Annotated in this window: 17 protein-coding genes; 11 read left to right on the plus strand and 6 right to left on the minus strand. The window is 38.2% G+C overall.

What is annotated here, in order from left to right; all coding sequences use genetic code 11:
• Nucleotides 1-465 precede the first annotated feature (465 nt).
• Both cysE and ABXH34_RS09890 read right to left on the minus strand, forming a co-directional pair.
• Nucleotides 466-1,230 (minus strand): serine O-acetyltransferase, encoded by a 765-nt coding sequence (gene cysE, locus ABXH34_RS09885; protein ID WP_353571715.1) that lies wholly within the window; start codon nucleotides 1,228-1,230, stop codon nucleotides 466-468.
• A 68-nt stretch (nucleotides 1,231-1,298) separates the two neighbouring features.
• The gene (locus ABXH34_RS09890) at nucleotides 1,299-2,372 is read right to left on the minus strand and encodes a glycosyltransferase (protein WP_353571716.1); all 1,074 of its coding nucleotides are present in this window, start codon (nucleotides 2,370-2,372) and stop codon (nucleotides 1,299-1,301) included.
• A gap of 495 nt (nucleotides 2,373-2,867) precedes the next feature.
• On the opposite strand from ABXH34_RS09890, the gene ccoG reads away from it, so the two are divergent.
• On the plus strand, nucleotides 2,868-4,262 hold the full coding sequence (gene ccoG / locus ABXH34_RS09895; RefSeq protein ID WP_353571717.1) for a cytochrome c oxidase accessory protein CcoG: 1,395 nt from the start codon (nucleotides 2,868-2,870) through the stop codon (nucleotides 4,260-4,262).
• 535 nt (nucleotides 4,263-4,797) lie between these two features.
• Here ccoG and ABXH34_RS09900 read toward each other — a convergent pair.
• Nucleotides 4,798-5,568 carry a slipin family protein gene (locus ABXH34_RS09900; protein ID WP_353571718.1) on the minus strand — a complete coding sequence of 257 codons (771 nt, stop codon included), beginning with the start codon at nucleotides 5,566-5,568 and terminating at the stop codon, nucleotides 4,798-4,800.
• Between the two features lie 291 nt (nucleotides 5,569-5,859).
• On the opposite strand from ABXH34_RS09900, the gene icd reads away from it, so the two are divergent.
• The 7 genes from icd to ABXH34_RS09940 all read left to right on the plus strand — a co-directional run bounded on the left by icd (nucleotide 5,860) and on the right by ABXH34_RS09940 (nucleotide 14,005).
• Nucleotides 5,860-7,623: an isocitrate dehydrogenase (NADP(+)) gene (gene icd, locus ABXH34_RS09905; protein ID WP_502710406.1), complete on the plus strand. Its 1,764-nt coding sequence runs from the start codon at nucleotides 5,860-5,862 to the stop codon at nucleotides 7,621-7,623.
• A gap of 142 nt (nucleotides 7,624-7,765) precedes the next feature.
• Complete coding sequence (locus ABXH34_RS09915; protein WP_353571719.1) at nucleotides 7,766-8,419, plus strand: site-2 protease family protein; 654 nt, start codon at nucleotides 7,766-7,768, stop codon at nucleotides 8,417-8,419.
• A 93-nt stretch (nucleotides 8,420-8,512) separates the two neighbouring features.
• A complete protein-coding gene (locus ABXH34_RS09920; RefSeq protein ID WP_353571720.1) occupies nucleotides 8,513-8,887 on the plus strand; it encodes an STAS domain-containing protein in 375 nt (124 codons plus the stop codon).
• A 14-nt stretch (nucleotides 8,888-8,901) separates the two neighbouring features.
• Nucleotides 8,902-10,047, plus strand: a complete 1,146-nt coding sequence (locus ABXH34_RS09925) for a polysaccharide biosynthesis/export family protein (protein ID WP_353571721.1) — start codon at nucleotides 8,902-8,904, stop codon at nucleotides 10,045-10,047.
• Between the two features lie 105 nt (nucleotides 10,048-10,152).
• Nucleotides 10,153-12,267 carry a GumC family protein gene (locus tag ABXH34_RS09930; RefSeq protein ID WP_353571722.1) on the plus strand — a complete coding sequence of 705 codons (2,115 nt, stop codon included), beginning with the start codon at nucleotides 10,153-10,155 and terminating at the stop codon, nucleotides 12,265-12,267.
• 3 nt (nucleotides 12,268-12,270) lie between these two features.
• Nucleotides 12,271-13,335 carry a glycosyltransferase family 4 protein gene (locus tag ABXH34_RS09935; RefSeq protein WP_353571723.1) on the plus strand — a complete coding sequence of 355 codons (1,065 nt, stop codon included), beginning with the start codon at nucleotides 12,271-12,273 and terminating at the stop codon, nucleotides 13,333-13,335.
• A gap of 76 nt (nucleotides 13,336-13,411) precedes the next feature.
• Complete coding sequence (locus tag ABXH34_RS09940; RefSeq protein ID WP_353571724.1) at nucleotides 13,412-14,005, plus strand: Tll0287-like domain-containing protein; 594 nt, start codon at nucleotides 13,412-13,414, stop codon at nucleotides 14,003-14,005.
• 50 nt (nucleotides 14,006-14,055) lie between these two features.
• Here ABXH34_RS09940 and phaR read toward each other — a convergent pair whose 3' ends face one another.
• From phaR to bioF, 3 genes are all read right to left on the minus strand, one after another.
• On the minus strand, nucleotides 14,056-14,544 hold the full coding sequence (gene phaR, locus ABXH34_RS09945; protein WP_353571725.1) for a polyhydroxyalkanoate synthesis repressor PhaR: 489 nt from the start codon (nucleotides 14,542-14,544) through the stop codon (nucleotides 14,056-14,058).
• Between the two features lie 160 nt (nucleotides 14,545-14,704).
• Nucleotides 14,705-15,874, minus strand: a complete 1,170-nt coding sequence (locus tag ABXH34_RS09950; RefSeq protein ID WP_353571731.1) for an acetyl-CoA C-acetyltransferase — start codon at nucleotides 15,872-15,874, stop codon at nucleotides 14,705-14,707.
• A gap of 186 nt (nucleotides 15,875-16,060) precedes the next feature.
• A complete protein-coding gene (bioF, locus tag ABXH34_RS09955) occupies nucleotides 16,061-17,221 on the minus strand; it encodes an 8-amino-7-oxononanoate synthase (RefSeq protein ID WP_353571726.1) in 1,161 nt (386 codons plus the stop codon).
• Between the two features lie 365 nt (nucleotides 17,222-17,586).
• Here bioF and argE point away from each other — a divergent pair, with 365 nt between their 5' ends.
• The 3 genes from argE to ABXH34_RS09970 all read left to right on the plus strand — a co-directional run bounded on the left by argE (nucleotide 17,587) and on the right by ABXH34_RS09970 (nucleotide 20,379).
• Nucleotides 17,587-18,732 (plus strand): acetylornithine deacetylase, encoded by a 1,146-nt coding sequence (gene argE, locus ABXH34_RS09960; RefSeq protein ID WP_353571727.1) that lies wholly within the window; start codon nucleotides 17,587-17,589, stop codon nucleotides 18,730-18,732.
• A gap of 15 nt (nucleotides 18,733-18,747) precedes the next feature.
• Nucleotides 18,748-19,461 carry a hypothetical protein gene (locus ABXH34_RS09965; RefSeq protein ID WP_353571728.1) on the plus strand — a complete coding sequence of 238 codons (714 nt, stop codon included), beginning with the start codon at nucleotides 18,748-18,750 and terminating at the stop codon, nucleotides 19,459-19,461.
• A 192-nt stretch (nucleotides 19,462-19,653) separates the two neighbouring features.
• Nucleotides 19,654-20,379, plus strand: a complete 726-nt coding sequence (locus ABXH34_RS09970; protein ID WP_353571729.1) for an ABC transporter ATP-binding protein — start codon at nucleotides 19,654-19,656, stop codon at nucleotides 20,377-20,379.
• The last annotated feature ends 101 nt before the right edge of the window (nucleotides 20,380-20,480 follow it).

A 20,480-nucleotide genomic window follows, 5' to 3' on the forward strand; every position in this document is an offset into this window, starting at 1 on the left:
GCGTAATCGTAGTACGATGATTGTGCATTGGATCATCTCTCCTTGGTGAGTAAATTATTTTATTATTAAATTATGATATGCCAATATAGTTTAACACAGAGTTTTCGCGATGGGGCTTTTCGGCCAATATGGTATTTTATGGTTAGTATAAAAATTATCAATTAATAAAAACACAATGTTTTGAACTGCTTAATTTTTCAAACTTACTTGGTTATTGTTTTATTTTAAGAGCGGCTAGATCGTACAATGATGCTATCAGCATTAAGGCAATGCTTACAGGGTTTGTTCAGAAAAAGGTGTTGGCTTTGGCGAGGATTTGTAGAAATACAGATTTTAGGCAAGATCAATTTTCACTCCAATAATTGAGTATTATTCTGTAATGAGCATTTGTTTTTGATTTAACAGTAGCGATGGATACAAACTTCAGTGTTTCTTGTAATATTATTATTTAATAAATTCAAGCATCTAATCTTTATTTTCAAGCGAAGTTCGAACTCGAATCTGACAAGAATCTAAATCCCCCGTATCATCGTTATAGCCCATGGCTTTCAAAGCTTTACACATCGACTGCATTTTTCTATCCATTATTTCAATATCATCCAACATGTGATCTATTGCGTGCTGCATGGGATCGACATCAGACACATCTATTGGCATTCCATACGCATCGAAAATTTTCTGCTCAATCATTTTTTTATGCGTAAGCTGATAATTTTCATCAATTTTAACAATCCGAGCAGGAATCCCGACCACGGTTGCTCCTGCGGGTACATCTTTGACAACAACTGCATTTGAGCCAATACGTGCCCCATCACCAATATGAATTGGCCCTAGCACTTTTGCGCCTGCACCAACAACCACATCACGTCCTAAAGTCGGATGACGCTTGCCTTTTTTCCAACTCGTCCCGCCTAAAGTGACACCATGATATAAGGTACAATCATTACCAATTTCAGCCGTTTCACCAATCACAATCCCCATGCCATGATCGATAAAAAACCGTTCCCCTATCGTCGCACCGGGATGGATTTCAATGCCCGTTAGCCAACGCGCAAATGTAGACGAAGTACGCCCCAACCAAAACCAACCCCCATTCCATAATTTGTGATTGAGGCGGTGAAATAAAATCGCATGGAGACCAGGATAATTAGTAATGATTTCAAAGCTGTTACGAGCGGCTGGATCACGTTCAAAAACGCAGTTGATTTCTTCTTTAAGTCGCGCAAACATGGTGGATTCTATAAGTTAGGTGTTGTTATTAATATGGTGATTTGAAAATCGAGTATAAAGTAATCTTTTCAAACACGCTCTAAAACTACTCGCATTTGCTGAATAAAACCCGCTGTACTAAATTGCTGTGCTGTCTGTTCACAGGTTTCACGCATTGCTAATGCCGTTGGCTTATCTAATTGCTGAATGGTTTGAATCAAAGTGGCTACATCAAAATCAGGCGGCAATAAAAAACCGGTTTGATTTGGAATAATCGTTTCTAATAAGCCACCCTCTGCAACACCAATCACAGGCTTACCTGCTGACATCGATTCGACAGGAGACATGCCAAAATCTTCATTGTGCGGTAAATAAATCGTTGCGATGGCATTGGCAATTAAATCTTGCAACTTGCTATCACTCAACCAGCCTGTAAATTGAATATTTTCTGCATCTTGGGCTAATTTTTTTAATTTAACTAATTCACTACCACCAGATGCAATGATAAGCTTTTTTTGTGGCAACAATTTGAAGGCTTGGACAATTTTATCAACCCGTTTCAATGGGTCTAATCGAGCCGTCGATAAATAGTAATCGCCTTGAGTTTGCCAATGGTAACATTGAATTTCACATGGTGGATAAATCACTGTAGAATCTTGATTTAAATAATGTTTAATTCGACGTTGGATGTTTTTTGAATTGGCAATAACCACATCCATTTGTCGCACCGCTTGTTCATAACGTGGCTGCAAATAGCAGATAAAGCCCTTGAGCAATGGACGTAAAGGCAAAGAAACTTGTTGTAAATAAAAATCTTTTTGATCGTAAACAAAACGCGGCGGGGTGTGACAATATAAAATATTGCGTCCATTCTGGTGATTTTGAATCGCAAGAGGGGTGTAAAAACCACTGTAAATCACTTGTTGATATTGGTTTAAAAATCCAGTTTGACCGCTGAATGCCCGGGCAAGCTGATATTGTCGCCACAATGGGATATTACTATAGGCTTTTAAATCATATTGATTTGTTAATTCTGCTAAAAAAGGATGTTCTGATTTTGCAAATCCATAGCCGATAGCACAATTTAAGTCACGCGCCAAAATACTTGATAAGCGGCCGCCCCCTTCTAAAGCTTCAAAATAATCGTGTAAAACCATTTGCATCGGACAATTATCAATTATCAACGAACAATTATCAATAAACAATTAACTTCATTTTAGGATTTTTGTTGGAATCCTATTTAGATGCTTAGCATCATTGGTTAATCCATACTATCAGTGAGAATTGAGCCACAATAAATACTGATAGATTATAAGTAAAACCGTTTCTAAGATTTCAAGAGTTGAGACCAATATAAAGTTTAAAAATCAATGTGATATTGAAAATAAAATTTATTGATTTTAAGTCTTATTTAGCTTTTACCTTAGGTTAAAAATAAACCCTACAATTTGTTTGATTTTTCAACATTTTTGCTTCTATTCTTATAAACGCTTACAATGCAGCTCGTGTTTAGCAGCCTGTCAATTTATCCTAGACATTGCTGATAAATCTCGATATATTAGCAACTGCTAATTTATTTTTTAACTTATGTTAAAAGTTCTTTAATAGCTTTGTTTTTAAAGTTGTTTTAAACCAAGATAAAGCTGAGTTGAAAGACGATGAACGAACAAAAAATACCTATCAAAGACGTTGAGCAAAGCTTATACGCTAAGCGAGAAAAAATTTACCCACGCATTGTGCTGGGCACATTCACTCGTTTAAAAGCCCTAAGTGGTCTCATTTTACTGGGCATATTTTACATATTTCCTTGGCTACAATGGGGTGATCGGCAAGCAGTACTTTTCGATTTACCTGCCCGCCAATTCCATGTTTTTGGTCTAAGTTTCTGGCCACAAGATTTTATTTATCTGGCTTTTCTGCTGATTATCGCTGCGATGAGTTTGTTCTTTTTCACTGCACTTGCGGGTCGTTTATGGTGTGGTTATGCCTGTCCGCAAACAATTTGGACTGATGCCTTTTTGTGGATGGAACGCCTAGTTGAAGGTGACAGACCTAAACAGATAAAATTAGATAAAGCCCCAATGAGCTTTCACAAATTCAGACTTAAGTTTACGAAACAACTTATGTGGATTGCCTTCGCTTTATTTACAGGCTTTACCTTTGTTGGTTTTTTTACGCCGATTAGAGAGTTGTATAGTTCTATTGTAGCTGTTGATTTAACTGGTTGGGAAACCTTCTGGCTATTTTTCTACGGCTTTGCAACTTATGGTAATGCGGGCTTTATGCGGGAACAAGTCTGTATGTACATGTGTCCGTATGCACGTTTTCAAAGTGCCATGTTTGATAAAGATACCATGATTATTGCTTATGATGAAAAGCGAGGTGAGCCACGCGGTTCTCGTAAACGTGACGAAGATCCCAATGAAAAAGGCTTAGGCGACTGTATTAATTGTACCTTGTGTGTACAAGTATGTCCTACGGGTATTGATATTAGAAATGGCCTTCAATATCAATGTATTAGCTGCTCAGCCTGTATTGACGTATGTAATGATGTGATGGATAAAATGGGTTATCAACGTGGTTTAGTCCGCTATACCACAGAGCATTCTTTGCACAATGAGACGACTCATGTTGTTCGTCCACGGGTTTTTGTTTATGCCACAATTCTGCTGCTATTGATGGTGGGTTTGGGTTATTCAATTAGCCAACGTATAGGCATTGAGCTGGATGTATTGCGTGACCGTAGTGCGCTGTATAAAGAGACACCTGAAGGCAATATCAAGAATGTTTACACCTTGAAAATCACCAACAAAGATGATGAGGTTCATGCTTATGATTTATCGGTCACAGGTATTGAGGGTGTACAATTATTCAAGCCTGATAGCATTATTGTTGAATCTGGAAAAATCCAAAATGTAACTGTTTCTTTGATTGCAAATCCTCATGAGTTAGGAACACGTAGTGCTGAAGTCATGTTCACATTAACTTCAAAAGAAGATGCTGATTTGACTATTACTGAAGATGCACGCTTCTTAAGTCCGATGAAACGTTAGATATAGTTGAAATCCATGTTACATCTTAGGGCTGGTCGTTCTTTAAAAGAGCTGCCAGCCTTAATTGTTTATAAGAATACAGCGGCGATTATCTTAGTCATTATGCGTTCCAATTTGGCGTAATTCTTTTTTTTAATCACATGGTGGATTCATTGTAAACTGTTACAGATGTTAATTTTAAATATAGTCAATTCTATCTTGGGTGTTAGGACTGGCAGTCCTGTTATTATTTAAATATCAATCAGTTTTGAAATCTAGGATTACCAGTCCTGTATCACTTTAAAGTAAAATGACTATAGCTACAATTCTACAAAGACAAATTCTTATGTAACACTTAAAAAGAAAATCTCTACAGCTGCAAAACCACCTCTTTTGCTCACACCCATATAGTCATGCCAATAATCATATAATGTTTGAATTTATTTTAAACATAAAAAAAGCCACACTACTCAAACGCAGTTGTCGCGCTGAATAGCATGGCTTCATCTCATAGCTGATTTATTATGTTAATGCAGTTCTTCATTGCATGACCAAATTAATTGCCTTTATTATCCATCATGGTTTGTAAACTTTTCATCAAATCAATCGGCAATGGGAATGCGATTAAATGGGTTTTACTGTCACTCGCAACATCACTCATGGTTTGTAAATAACGCAATTGAATTGCTTCAGGCTGTTTTGCCAATATTTGGGCTGCCTCAAGTAATCTGTTTGCTGCTTGTGACTCACCCTCAGCATGGATCACTTTTGCACGTCGTTCACGTTCTGCTTCAGCCTGACGCGCCATAGCCCGGATCATACTTTCATCCAAATCCACATGTTTAATTTCAACGTTGGCAACTTTGATGCCCCACGAATCGGTTTGTTTATCTAAAATTTCTTGAATATCTCGGTTTAATTTATCACGCTCTGACAGCATTTCGTCCAACTCATGATGACCTAATACAGAACGCAAAGTTGTTTGAGCTAATTGACTGGTGGCTTGAATATAATCTTCTACTTGAATAATCGCTTTTTCAGGTTCTATAACACGGAAATATACCACAGCATTGACTTTAACCGATACATTATCCCGCGACATCACATCTTGGCTGGGGACATCCATCACAATAGTACGCAAATCCACTTTAACAATTTGTTGCAATCCTGGAATCACAATTACTAAGCCAGGCCCTTTAACTCCTTGATAACGTCCTAAAAAGAATACAACAGCTCGTTCATATTCACGTAATATACGAATCATATACATGAGCAAGCCACCTAATACAAATAGCAACGGGATAATCGCATTAATTAATAAACCCATGATGAAAACTCCTCTAAAATGAACATTTTCTATTAATGTAATTCGAAATTACTCCAAACTCTGCTTCTAAGCAATGCCTTTTTTATAAATTTGTTTCAATCATGAAAAATCCAGATAAAACCAGATATTGAAGCTTTTTTATACTAGGCTCACACATGCATATAAACATTCTATTGAGTTTTTTTATCATCTATGATTCTTTTTTATGGCGTTATAGATTAGACTATGTAGGTTGTATAAATAAATCTTTTCGTTTTTATAAACTGAAGTGAATAGTTAGGAGGACCGTAAATGCCAGAGCATATTAAAACGCCTGAAGGTGGTACAAAGATTACTGTTGAGAATGGAAAATTATCTGTTCCTAGTAATCCTATTTTAGGTTACATCGAAGGCGATGGAATTGGTCCTGATATTACGAATGCTTGTTTACGAGTTTGGGATGCCGCAGTAGAAAAAGCATATGGCGGTGAACGCAAAGCCCATTGGATGGAATTATTCATGGGTGAAAAAGCAGCGGGCATCTATGATGGTGATTATTTCCCTGCTGAAACTTTAGAAGCCTTAAAAGACGTTATCGTTTCTGTCAAAGGTCCTTTAACAACGCCTGTTGGTGGTGGTTTCCGTTCTTTAAACGTCGCTTTACGTCAAGAATTAGACTTATATGCGTGTGTACGTCCTGTTCGTTATTATGAAGGCGTACCTTCTCCACTTAAAAAACCAGAAGAAGTGGACGTCATTATTTTCCGTGAAAATACAGAAGACGTGTATGCAGGTATTGAATATCAATCAGGCTCTGATGAAGCTAAGAAAGTAGAAAAATTCCTTAAAGAAGAAATGGGCGCAAAATTCTTTGATGATGCAGGTATTGGTATTAAACCAATCAGTGCATTTGGTACAAAACGTTTAGTACGCAAAGCGATTCAATACGCAATTGACCATAACCGTGAAAGTGTAACCTTAGTACATAAAGGTAACATTATGAAATTCACAGAAGGTGCGTTCCGTACTTGGGGTTATGAAGTTGCGCGTGAAGAATTCGGCGACTATACCATTACTGAAGAAGAATTATATAGCAAACATGGTGGCAAACAGCCTGAAGGCAAAATTGTTGTTAAAGACCGTATTGCTGACATTATTTTCCAATTAATGTTATTGCGTCCTTCTGAATTTGACGTATTAGCAACAATGAACTTAAATGGTGATTATTTATCTGATGCGATTGCGGCTGAAGTTGGCGGCATGGGTATCGCACCAGGTTCAAACATGGCAGATAACGTTGCTGTATTTGAAGCCACACATGGTACTGCGCCTAAATATGCCAATTTAAATAAAGTGAACCCCGGTTCATTATTATTCAGTGGCGTTGATATGTTGGAATACATTGGCTGGAAAGAAGCTGCTGATTTAATCCGTGCAGCATACCCAGTTGTGATTGGTGAAAAAATTGTTACTTATGATTTTGCTCGCCAAACTGAAAATGCAACAGAAGTTGGCACAAGCCAATTTGCTGATGCGTTAATCCAACAAATTAATGGTGGTATTGATTTAGAAAGCTTCCGTAAACAACGTGAAGAAAAAATCAAGCAAGAACGTAAGGACCGTGAAATTCGTCGTATGTCTGACCCAAGCGCTGAAATTGAAGCAGGTCGTACACCACATACTGTGGGCGAAATCATGGCAACTAAATTGATTACAATTAAAGCTGATGATACTGTTGAAACAGCCGTACATGTGATGAATGAAAATGACATCAGCGGTATTATCGTTGAGCCTGATAATGATGGTGTATGGTCAATGTTGACTCAAAATGATGTTGTGACTAAAGTCATGCACAGCAACAGATCGCCTGCGTCTGTAAAAGTAATTGAAATTGCAAACAAACCATTACGTATGGTACCTGTTGATACTTCTTTACATGAATGCGTTGATATCATGACTGATAACAAAATCCGTCGTGTGATTGTAGAAAAAGCAGGCAAACCTTTAGGTATTGTGACTTATTCTGATGTATTCCGTACAGTTGATAAGTTTGGTTGGGTTCCTGTCGATTTATAATCCATCCTGAATAGATAGGGTGCAACTAGAGCTGTTCTATTTGCGCCTTATCTGTTTTCTACACTCCCTTCAAATCCTCTAAATTTACTCAAATTATGTGATAGACTAAAACGATCTTAAACAGACTTAAAGAAAATGGTTTATGGGTGATTTTAATTCTATCCAACAGGTTGCGGTTTGGATATTACCAATCTTATTTGCGATTACATTACACGAAGCTGCACATGCACTCGCAGCATATAAGTTAGGTGATAAGACAGCTTATCAACAAGGCCGTCTTACACTCAATCCCATCAATCATATCGATCCTGTTGGTACAATTGCGATCCCAACCTTGTTAATTGTCCTAGGCTCACCTTTTCTATTTGGCTGGGCGAAACCTGTTCCTGTTAATTGGGGTAATTTGAATAACCCAAAGCGTGATATGGCTTTAGTCGCGCTAGCAGGGCCTTTATCTAATTTATTGATGGCAATATTATGGGTTATAATCATTAATATAGGTTTATTACTGGTGTCTTCCTGGCCAATGGTAAAATTTCTGATTTACACAGGACAAGCAGGTGTTCTTGTTAACCTTGTTCTGATGATATTGAATTTACTGCCAATATTGCCTTTAGACGGTGGCCGTATTTTATTTGGATTGCTACCACACCGTTTAGCTTATAAATATGGACAATCAGAGCCTTATGGATTTTTTATTCTTATTGGGCTACTTGCGACGGGCATACTTGGTCAAGTCATGATGCCATTAATTAAGGTTTCTTATGCAGGTCTTATGATGCTTGTTCTTACTTAATTTTTAACTATATGAAATCAAAAATCACAAAGTTATTTTACTTTGGTGCTTAAGTTGCTTAGAATCTGCATAAATCACTTTAGGTATGTTGACATGTTGTTGGCTCATCGTTCACACCAAGATATACAAATTATTAATTTAGACGGCAGTTTAACGCATAGCTATGCGCCTCGGGTTCGTTGCCAGCTCACTCAGCTTATAGAAGAGACATCACCTTTTGTGATCCTTGACTTGGAAAAACTTCAATATGCAGATGCTCGTGGTATATCCACTTTTATTACAGCAGCCAATGTGGCCAAGAGCCATTATGGAGAATTGGTATTGCTTAATATAACACCTGCTGTACGCACCATTATTGAGCTTACTCGCCTGCATCATGAAATACGTATTTTTGCAGATAAATTCGCTGCACTTGAAGATTTACAGCAAAAAGCCCTCCTCAGCCCTAATAACAAAACGACTACTTAAAAAGTTCAGCTATAATGCTCAAGACATTGATTTATCTGACATTGATGATTATCAGCTTAGCAGCTTGCGCACCGTCTCCTGTTACTATCCCCGATAATTTTCAACCTTCATCAAAAACGATACAGCCAGAATCCAGCTCTCCTGAAGTGCTATCTGCATTTCAAGAAGACTTTTTTGCTGAACAAGATGATGATGCTGTGTCAGGTTATTTTATTGGTGCGGGTGATGAACTGAGTATTCAGGTATGGGGCTATCCTGAATTGTCAGGTAAACATGTGGTTGGCCCTGATGGTGTGATTACCTTGCCATTGGTGGGGAGTTTTGGAATTATAGAATTAACTCGAGAACAAGCCGCCCGTGCCATTCGGCAAAAGTTAACAGATACTTATTACGCTGATTTATCAGTGACAGTGCGAGTAGATGAATATGCCTCAAATCGAATTTTGATATTAGGTCGAGTACGTAAACCCGGTTCTATCAAATTTGGTATGACTGCACCGACATTGCTCGAAGCCATTGCATTGGCAGGTGGCACAACCATTCCGAGTAAACTATTATTACCGGGGGAAACCTTGCCATTCACGCGCTGTGCGATTTTTCGAGACCGAGATAAAATTGTCTGGTTAGATTTAGAACCGTTATTAATGGGGCAAAACCTCAATCTAAATTTAAAGCTAAAACGTAATGATATTGTCTATATTCCAGAATTGCGTGAAAAATTGGTCTATGTTTTAGGTGCAGTAAATAAACCCGGTGCATTTCCACTCACAGCCAATACTTCATTTTTGGAAATGTTAGCCAAAGCGGGTGGACCCTCGCGTGATGCAGCACCGAGTAAAATTAATATTATTCGCCCTAGTGAAAAAGTGAATACTGCAATTGATTTGGATGATTTGCTAGAGGGTGACAATAAAGTGAACATCAGTTTACAAGAAAATGACATTATTTATGTACCAACCAATATGTTGTCCAAAGTGAATTATGCGTTTGGTTTCTTAACGCCGTTTAGTCAAATTTTAGGGATTTATGCTGATATTGAATCAATTCGAGCAAACCGTCAGTTACGCAGTATTGACCAAGAAAATGCACGACTTGAATCTGAAAAAGAGACTCTTGAACAACAACAGCAAGAGTTTGAACAAAATCAAGTTTTAGAATAAACAGTTATGAATTTTGCAGATACTTTAGCTGATTCAGTAATTTATTTGGTATTGGTTTGTTGATCGCTATACCCTATTCAAGGTTTTTAAGAGTAAGATTTAACTATGGCATCGGAAAATTCGCCCGCACCTACAAGTAGCTTTAACCCCATAATGAGCTTATTACGCTATAAATGGTTATCGTTATCCTTGTTGCTATTGATTGGTGTATTCGGTTTTTTTATTTTGCAGCAAAAAACCAGTGTGCCAAGCTATACAGTCCATGCAAAACTGCTTGTTTCACCTAAATTTATCAATAATTTAACCGCTGACCGTAGTTTTAATTTGCTTGGAAATCAATACTTTTTATATGTTGTACAGCAAGAAGAATTAATTAAACGCGCGGATACGTTGCAAGAGACATTACGCCAGCCTGAAGCCGCTAAACATTGGTTGCACCCTAATGAAAGTGTTGAATCGGGTGCTGTGCGCTTACGTGTTAGTTTAAATACTAAAAGTAAGCCGCGTAAAAATCCGTTTATCACTCTGACACTGAGAAGTTCAAAACCTGATGGCCTTGCCATTATATTGAATACATTGATGAAAGTGTATATCAAAAAATCCCAGCAAGAGTATTTCTATGACAGCACAGGACGAATTCAGCGTCTATTAACCCGTAAAGAGCAATTATTAGCCGCTATTGAGCAAAAACGGGTTGAACGTAACAAAATTGCTGAAGATTTAGGCGTAACCACTTTTAATGGCACTGCTTTAAACCCTTACGATCAGATTCTCATCGATAGTAATAAAGCCTTTACCCGCGCCAGAAGAGCACGAGTTGAAGCAAATGCACAGTTCAAAGCATTAGATGAACGGCGTGGTTATAAAAGCCAATCCGCTTTGGATAGCATGGTTGAGGCAGAATTAAATAATGACTCTGTATTAAAGAGTACCAAAACTAATTTGATGCGCAATCGTTCTGAGCGACTGGCTGATGTGTTTGGCATGAAGTCTTCGCATCCTGAGCGACAACGTGCGGATAAAGATGTTGCCGCCATTGATAAATACTTACAACAAATCGAATCAGACTACGCTAAAAACATTCGTCGTCGTATTTTACGTGACCATCAAGCACGGGTATATCAAGCCAAGCAAATCGAACAAGCTTTAGCTGACGAGGTGACGCGCCAAAGTGAATTAGCCACCCAATATTCCAATCGTTATAACCAAGCATTAGTGATTACCAATGAAATTGAGCGAACTGAAAAACAACTGACCGCAATCAGTGATAGAATTGACTTTTTAGCTTTAGAATCAGAAGCTCCTGGCTTTGTCCGTGTTGATACTGAAGCCAAAATTCCACGCGTAACGCAAGGCAGCACCAGCAAGAAATTAATTGTATTACTCGCAGGCTTAGCTTTTGCGCTTAGTATTGGTGTACCAATTTTACTGGATACTTTAGACCGTCGGCTACGCTCGCCAAGTGATATTCATCGGGTATTGGGCTTCCCGCCACTGGCTTGGGTTTTGGAGCAAAAAGATAAACAAACTCAACAGTTATCACTAGATAATTTACGCCGCCTTGCTTTGATTTTAGAACGAGATAAAAAAGGGCATAAAACCTTATGCTTTGCTCTGACTTCGGTTAAACCCGGTGGCGGTACGAGTACTTTAACTTTAGAATTAGCCAGAATGCTAACCCAACTTGGAATTAAAACCTTAGCAGTTGAACTGAATGCGTTTAAGCCAGATACGCGTTTTATAGGCACTCAAAATCAGGGCTTAACCGATATTTTAACCAGTGAACATTTAATTTTAAGCCAATTGCAAAATATGATCGTTCCTGCAACCGCCACATTACCTGACCGTTTGCCTGTGGGAAATAAACATAGTGACCACTTAGTTACTTATGGTCGTTTACCCGAAGTGCTAGACCATTTGAATGAATACTATGACTTGATTTTAATCGACAGTCCGCCTATTTTATTATCAGCCGATGCGGAGCTATTAGGTGAAGTCTCAGGTGGCGTATTGTTGGTGATTGAAGCCAATAAAGTTAATCCTGGGGAATTAAAACGCGCGGCACACTTACTTGAACGCTTAGACCCGCCTGTTGTGGCAGCCGTATTAAACCGAGTCAAACCATTCAAAGGCGGGGGCTATTTTGCAGAATTGTTAAAAGAACATGCAACACGCTCAAAAGTAAAACCAAGCCTACTTAAACGATTATTGTGGGGATAAAACATGGATGTGCCTCTGTATTATATTTTACACAGTAGTAATTTATATGGCACAGAAAAAATGGCTTTAGCAACCTTAGAAAGTTTACGCAGCCAATATCGCCCTGTTTTGCTTACCCCTCCCGGCGTTGTTGTTGAAGAAGCACAGCGACGCGGCATTTCAGTTCATTGTTTCTCTAGCTATTCCCACTTAATTAAATTGATACGTAGCCTTATTGCTGAGCAGAAGCAACTGGTTTTTATGTCAACAGGCGTGCGCTACTCACTGATATTGTGGGGCTGGAATTTATTTTATCGACGCAAAATCATTCATTTGCAAATGGTACATGGCGGGGCGGATGAATGGCATAGTTATGGACGGAAATGGTTATTGAACCCGTTCTGCATCACATTTATTGTCAATTCAAAATTTGTCTATCAAAAATTATTATATCATCGGGTCAAGGCAAATAAGATTCAGCTAATCGAGAATTTTTTAACAGAACAACAGATACTGAACTCGCCTAAACATCCTGAGTTCAAATCTGAAAATAAATTACAAAATATTATTGTTGTTTCACGGATTGATCCACTTAAGCGGGTTGATTTACTGCTACAAGCGATTCGTTATGATCCACGCCTAAAAAAACTCCAGTTTAATATTTATGGAATGGGAACCGAGCTACCTACTTTACGCCGCCAAGCCATGATTTGCTGTCCTAATGTGCAGTTCTGTAATTATATCGAAGATATTTCCCACGCTGTTGCAGAAGCCGATTTATTATTACATTTGTGTCCCAGTGAGCCATTTGGTTTAGCCGTGTTGGAGGCAATGGCAGCACGCGTGCCCGTTTTAGTGCCGAATACAGGAGGCGTTGCTAGTTTGGTACAACACGAGATTTCAGGCTTCCATTTTCAGGCCAATGATGTCAAACATTTAGCCCAAACTTTGTTAGATTTATCCAGAAAGTCGATGCCTGAATTTAATGAAGTGACTCAACAAGCTTATCTAAGTTTAGAAACCCGTTTTTCTGAACAACATTGCCAGGCTGAATATATTGCTTTATTGAATAAACTAATACAGGATTGAAAAATATTGGGTTGCAGCTTATCTTTTTAATCCTTAGCATAAGTTAAATTATTTAACTCACTTTGGAGAAATCAACATGAAACGGATGATTTTAGGTTTGGCACTTTCTAGTATTTTGTTTGCACCAAGTATTATGGCTGCAAATGAACCTGTATTATCAGAAGCGGCACTTGAAGCGAAGTTAAATACCCATCGAGCGGCTCTGAAAAGTTTCATGAAGAAGTTGCAAAGTAAATTATTGGCTTCGATATCAGAAGGTGGCCCTGTTGGAGCATTATCGGTCTGTAATGAGGCCTCCCCTATGATTACTCAGCAAGTCTCAAATGATTCTGGTATTAGTTTGAAACGCACCAGCTTGAAAATACGCAACCCTAGTAATGCACCTGATGAATGGGAATTAAAAGTATTGCAGGACTTCGAGCAACGCAAGGCTGCGGGTGAACAATTCAAACAGTTACAATATTCAGAGTTTGTCGAAGTCGACGGTCAACAGGTTTTGCGTTATATGAAAGCGATTCCAGTAATGGAAAAATGTTTAGCGTGTCATGGCGAAACCATTGCAGCACCGATTGCTGAACGGTTAAATGAGCTTTACCCAGACGATCAAGCGCGTGACTTTAAAGCAGGTGAGATTCGTGGGGCATTCAGTACCCAAGAAATTTTGAAATAACAGAAATTTAAAGATGGTAAGTCAATCAAAACGTACCATCTTATTTAGAACTAATCGTCTTTTTTCTTGTCATCTTTGGGTGTATCTTCAGGGGAAGGTAGGGTTGCACGGAAAAAGCTATCCTGCATATCTTTCCATAAATTAATATTTTGGTCAGCAATATCAGTCATAAATGACAAAGGGTTGTACATTTTTTCTCGTAATTCTTGCTGTTGTTTAGAAAATACAACTAAACTTCTTTCAAAGTAGTTGGCGACAATACCTTGTAATGTATCACCATAAAAACGAATCAATTGGGCTAATACTTCGCTACTAAAAATCGGTTCGCCTTCTTCTTCTTGTTCTAAAATAATTTGTAATAAAATACTGCGGGTGATGTCTTGTCCCGTTTTTGCATCTTGAATCTTAAAAGAAACATGATCCATGACTAACGTTTTTACGTCGTCCAAAGTAATATAGCTGCTAATCGTTGTATCATATAAACGTCGATTAGGATATTTCTTTATAATGCGAGGTTCTTCACCACTGACTTTGACCATTACACACAACCCACTTATGGAGTTAAAAAAGCTCTTTTTAGAATATGATATTGTTTAATATCGTGATGGCTTAAATAGTAAAAATTTACTATCACCATCTGTTTTGTGTCAGGATGCCCATGATATTATTAATCACACACATCCTAACAAAAACGATTGCTTAGCGTTCAACAGCTAACGCAACACCTAGACCGCCACCAATACATAAAGTCGCTAAACCTTTGTTTGCGTCACGGCGTTTCATTTCGTGTAATAAATCAACGAAAATACGCGCACCCGATGCACCAATAGGATGACCGATGGAAATAGCACCACCATTCACATTGATTTTAGATAAATCCCAACCTAATTCACGGTTGACAGAAATCGCTTGAGAGGCAAATGCTTCATTGGCTTCAACTACGTCTAAATCCTCGTGTGTCCAGCCTGCTTTGTCTAAACATTTACGTGTTGCAGGGATTGGACCTGTACCCATGATGCGAGGTTCAACACCTGCGCTAGCATAAGATACGACGCGACCTAAAATTTCTAAACCTAATTCTTTCGCTTTAGATTCAGACATCATCATGACCGCTGCTGCACCATCATTAATACCTGAAGCATTACCCGCAGTCACTGTGCCTTCTCTGTTGAAAGCTGGACGTAATTTGCCTAAGGCTTCAGCCGTAACACCTGCGCGTGGGAATTCATCTGTATCAAATACAACAGGATCGCCTTTGCGTTTAGGAATTGTAATCGGTACGATTTGATCGTTGAAATGACCTGCTTTTTGTGCCGCTTCAGCTTTTTGCTGTGAGCTTGCTGCAAATTCATCTTGATCTTGGCGCGTGATATTAAAATCACCTGCGATATTTTCTGCAGTCACGCCCATGTGATAATCATTGAAACTATCCCAAAGACCATCTTTAACCATGGTGTCTTCCATTGTCCAAGGACCCATGCGTTGACCGTTACGAGAATTAGGCACAACATGTGGAGACAAACTCATATTTTCTTGACCACCAGCAATTACAACTTCAGCATCACCACATTTAATTGCTTGGGCTGCTAAGTGCATTGCTTTTAAGCCGCTGCCACAGACTTTATTGATTGTGAGTGCAGGACACGTCACAGGCAAGCCCGCTTCAATCACTGCTTGACGTGCTGGATTTTGACCGACACCGCCTGTTAAAACCTGACCTAAAATCACTTCATCGACGAGTGCAGGGTCAATATTAGTGCGTTCTAATAGTCCCTTAATCACTGCTGCACCTAAAGATTTTGCGGGAATCGATGCCAATGTGCCGTTAAAGTTGCCGACGGGGGTACGAGCTGCTGCTACAAAAACCACGTTTTCCAAGCGACTATCTCCTGTTATGAGGTTGTTATGATTATGATGGTTGGTTCAAGATAGTATGAATTCACCATCATAACAAATATTGCGCTGCACAAAAAGTGATTTTTATCATTTTAAGCGTGCAATTGCACCAGAAAATTTGAATAGGGTATAAAAATAATACCGAGTATTTTAATAAGCTTAGTTCATGAGAGACATTTCAGATAAGGCCAAGAGTAGCTTATCAATATCTTGTATTTCATGTTGGGCTGACAAGGTGATTCTAAGTCGTGCGCTATTTTGTGGCACTGTGGGAGGACGAATCGCTGTAACTAAAATACCTTGTTGATATAATGCTTGACTGGCATTGAGTGCAAGTTGGCTGTCTTTTAAAACAATAGGTTGAATTGGAGTGATTGATGGCATGAGTAGAATGCCACGCTTTTCAGCTTCCGCTTTAAAATAGGCAATATGTTGTTGTAACTTCTCACGCCGCCAATTGTCGCGTTGGATTATTTCTAAACTTTTGCCTAATGTAACTGCTAAAGCAGGCGGTAAGGCTGTGGTATAAATATAGCTGCGGGCGAGTTGAATCAATGTTTCGATTAATAATTCACTGCCTGCCACAAATGCCCCGAATATGCCAAATGCTTTACCCAATGTACCTACTATAATCGGCACATCATCGCTTGAAAGATTAAAATATTCTATGCTGCCACGTCCTGCTTGTCCTAACACGCCAATACCATGTGCATCATCCAGCATTAACCATGATTCAGATTGTTTGGCTAATTGAGCTAATTTTGGTAAATCTGCAATATCACCATCCATACTAAAAACCCCATCAGTTGCAATTAATTTGTGCACCGCGTTAGATTTAGCTAATGATGTTGTTAATTGTGCAATATTATTATGTGCATAGCGATGCAATTTCGCACGGGATAAAATCGCCGCATCAACTAAAGAGGCATGGTTTAATTTATCTAAGAAGATTGCATCTTGTCGGCCAAGTAATGCACTAATCACCCCTAAATTTGCCATATAGCCTGTTGAAAATAATAAGGCTCGTTCTGTTCCCATGAATTTAGCAAAATCAGATTCTAAAGCCTCATGTGCGGCACTATGTCCTGTGACTAAATGCGATGCACCACTGCCAACACCATAGTGTTCAACTGCTTGTTGTAAGGTGGTTTTTAATTCTGAATGCGATGCTAAACCGAGATAATCATTACTGCAAAAATTTAAATAAGCCTTGCCATCAATTAATAATTGCGTGGTTTGTGCTGAGTCATGGGTTTTTCGAGTCCGATATAAGGCATTCTGTTGACGTTGTAATAGTTGTTGTTTGAGGTAGGATTGCATTTTTAAATTTATGATATGAATGATGAATAAAGCATCAAACCTTCACCAAGGAAAGATAATGATTTGATTTTAAATGAGTAATTAAAACGGATTTTTTGATAAAATCAATGAATTACATTATATTCCAAAAACAGGTGAAGGCATTGAAACATGGCTAGATTTTTTTATGATTCAATTGGAATCTAAATTAAATTTGATCCACTCATTATTTTTTGCAGAGTGCATATTTTTGTTGAGTTTCTTATAAACTATCATATTTGGAGTTGTTAGATCGTTAAAAAATTGTTTATATTGATGCTAACAATCATATAGAAAAAATTAGATTAGCACTATAAAGATAAAAACTTATAAATTAGAAGGTTATTATGAAATTACCTAATACTATAGCAATGCTTGATGCTTTGATTTCCATGCCATCTGTCAGTTGTGTCAACCCTAATATTGACCAAAGTAATCGTCAAGTTATCGAGTTACTTGCAACTTGGTGTCAGGATTTGGGATTCAGTTGTAACATTCAACCGATACCTGATCGCCCAGATAAATTTAATTTAATTGCGACTTTAGGACAAGGTGAAGGCGGATTAGTCTTATCAGGTCATACCGATACTGTGCCTTATGATTTAGAGCAGTGGGATGTGAATCCATTTAAACTCACGGAAAAAGATGGGCGGTTTTATGGTTTAGGCACGAGTGATATGAAAGGTTTTTTTGCCTTGGTATTGAAGGCTGTGCAGCAGTTTGATCCGAAACAATTTAAGCATCCATTGATTTTGTTAGCGACGGCTGATGAGGAAAGCGGTATGGATGGGGCGAAGGCCTTGCTTAATACTTGGAAGACGGGTGCAAAACATGCGATTATCGGTGAGCCAACCAATATGCGACCGATTCGAATGCACAAGGGTATTTTTATGGAGGCGATTCATTTACATGGTTTGGCCGGACATTCCAGTGACCCAAGTTTGGGTAACAATGCTTTAGAAGGGATGCATCTTGTTATTGCGGAACTGTTGAAATGGCGGCAGCAATTGCAAGCAACTTATCAAAACCCTTTATTTCAAATACCTGTACCGACGTTGAATTTAGGTCATATTCATGGTGGCGATAATCCTAATCGGATTTGTGGTGGTTGTGAATTGCAGATTGATTTACGCCCATTGCCAAATATGGATATTGATGAGTTACGGGCAATGTTGCATCAAAAAGTAAAACAAGCCGTGGCAGAAACAGGCTTAGGCGTTGAATTCACTGCACTATTTGATGGCATTCCCGCAGTGGAAACCGCACAAAATGCGGAAATTGTACAAATTACTCAAAAATTGACTCAACATGAAGCTGAAGCGGTCGCGTTTGCAACAGAAGCACCTTATTTACAGCAATTGGGGATTGAACCTGTGGTGTTAGGGCCAGGGGATATTGCGCAAGCACATCAACCTAATGAGTTTATCAGTGCACAACGTTTACAACCGATGACAGATGTTTTAGTAAAACTTATTAAGCATTTTTGTTTGTAACTTGGAGATTATCAAATGACTGATACTCATCCATTTTTTAGATTGGTTTGGCGTATTAATGGTTTAATTATATTTGTTGTGGGCATATTGACGATAGGGGTGTTAATTTTTCTAAATTACCAGCTTTTTCATGAAATATTTGGGGTTCACGATGTATCAAGCGTTATCAATGTTGAATCTGAACAATCTGGAGAAATAGAGCAGAATTGGTCCTATGGTTCTATGTTGAAGGTTCAAGGCAGCCCTTATTTAATGTTGCCTTTAGAGTTAAAGCAAAATTATAAACAGACGTATTATGATAAATCGGCTTCATCAACTCTCAATTATTTATTTGTGAATGGTGAAAATAATAGCGAACAAAACTTGTTATTTGATAAAAATCAGTATCTTATTAATAGTTATTATTTATTATCTGAGCCAAGTGATAAAAATGATAGCCCTGTCATTGCTATATTGTTTCAAGTCATCAAAACGGATTCTAATGAGGATAAGCGTTTGAGCCATGCAGATTTAGTGACAATAGGTATTTCCAAGCCCAATGGTACAGCTTATCAAGAGATTATAAGCAATGTGAATCAGCTTGTTGGCCATCAAATGATTGATAAAAATACATTATTGCTTTTATACCATGAAGGGCAAGACATATTTTCGGTGCATATTGATTTAACTGATTTTAGTCTGCGTAATAAGGTGATGTTGCCAAAACAACCACTTGTTGGTATTCATTAGTTTTATATGATAGGGTTTTGAGTTATTGGCACTTTCTATAGTCAATTCTATCTTGAATGTTAGGACTGTCAGTCCTGTTATTTTTTAAATATCAATCAGTTTTAAAACTTAGGACTGCCAGTCCTGTATCACTTTAAAGTAAAACGACTATATCAAATCATATTATCAAAAATAGCTTATTTAAAAATACTCATGGACGCACTGCAACTACAACAAGTCAGTAAAAAATATGCTAAACAATTGATATTGAAAAATATTGACTTTAGTATACAGCAGGGTGAATTTTTGGCCTTGGTGGGTGTTAATGGTGCGGGTAAAACCACATTAATTAAGGCCATTTTAGACTTTGAGGAAGTGAATTCGGGGCAGATTTCGATTTTTGGGCAGTCTCATTTAAAAGCACAGTCACGCCAACCTTTAAGCTTTTTGCCTGAGCAATTTCGACCGCCTACGTTTTTGACGGGACTACAATTTTTAAATTACATCACCAAACTACATCAAGTTCATATCAAGCCCGTAGAAATCAGCAATTTGTGTCAGCAGTTGGATTTAGATATGCAGGCACTGAAAAAGCCGATTAAGAAATATTCTAAAGGCATGAATCAGAAGTTGGGTTTGATTTCTTGTTTTTTAACTAAAAAAAGCTTGTTGATATTGGATGAGCCAATGAGTGGGCTTGATCCTAAAGCCCGTGCTTATTTAAAGCGTTATTTACTTGGTTTGAAGCAGCAGCAACAGCATACTTTGTTTTTTACCACTCATTTATTATTTGATATTGAGGTTCTTTGCGATCGTATGGCTATTTTGCATGATGGCGAGCTGCTTTTTATTGGCACACCACAGCAGTGTCATGCACAGTATCAAACCGATGATTTAGAGCAGGCTTATTTACGTTGTATTGGTGCTGATGATGTGTAATGCAGCAAAAGCTGGGCATTCAAGCAAGGATAGATTGAGTAAGAGTAAACTTATGCAGAAATGGTCAAAACGCAATTTAAACCACACATACTTACAATACC

The sequence above is a fragment of the Candidatus Albibeggiatoa sp. nov. BB20 genome (genome assembly GCA_016744725.1).
In the GTDB taxonomy this organism is placed as follows: domain Bacteria; phylum Pseudomonadota; class Gammaproteobacteria; order Beggiatoales; family Beggiatoaceae; genus Albibeggiatoa.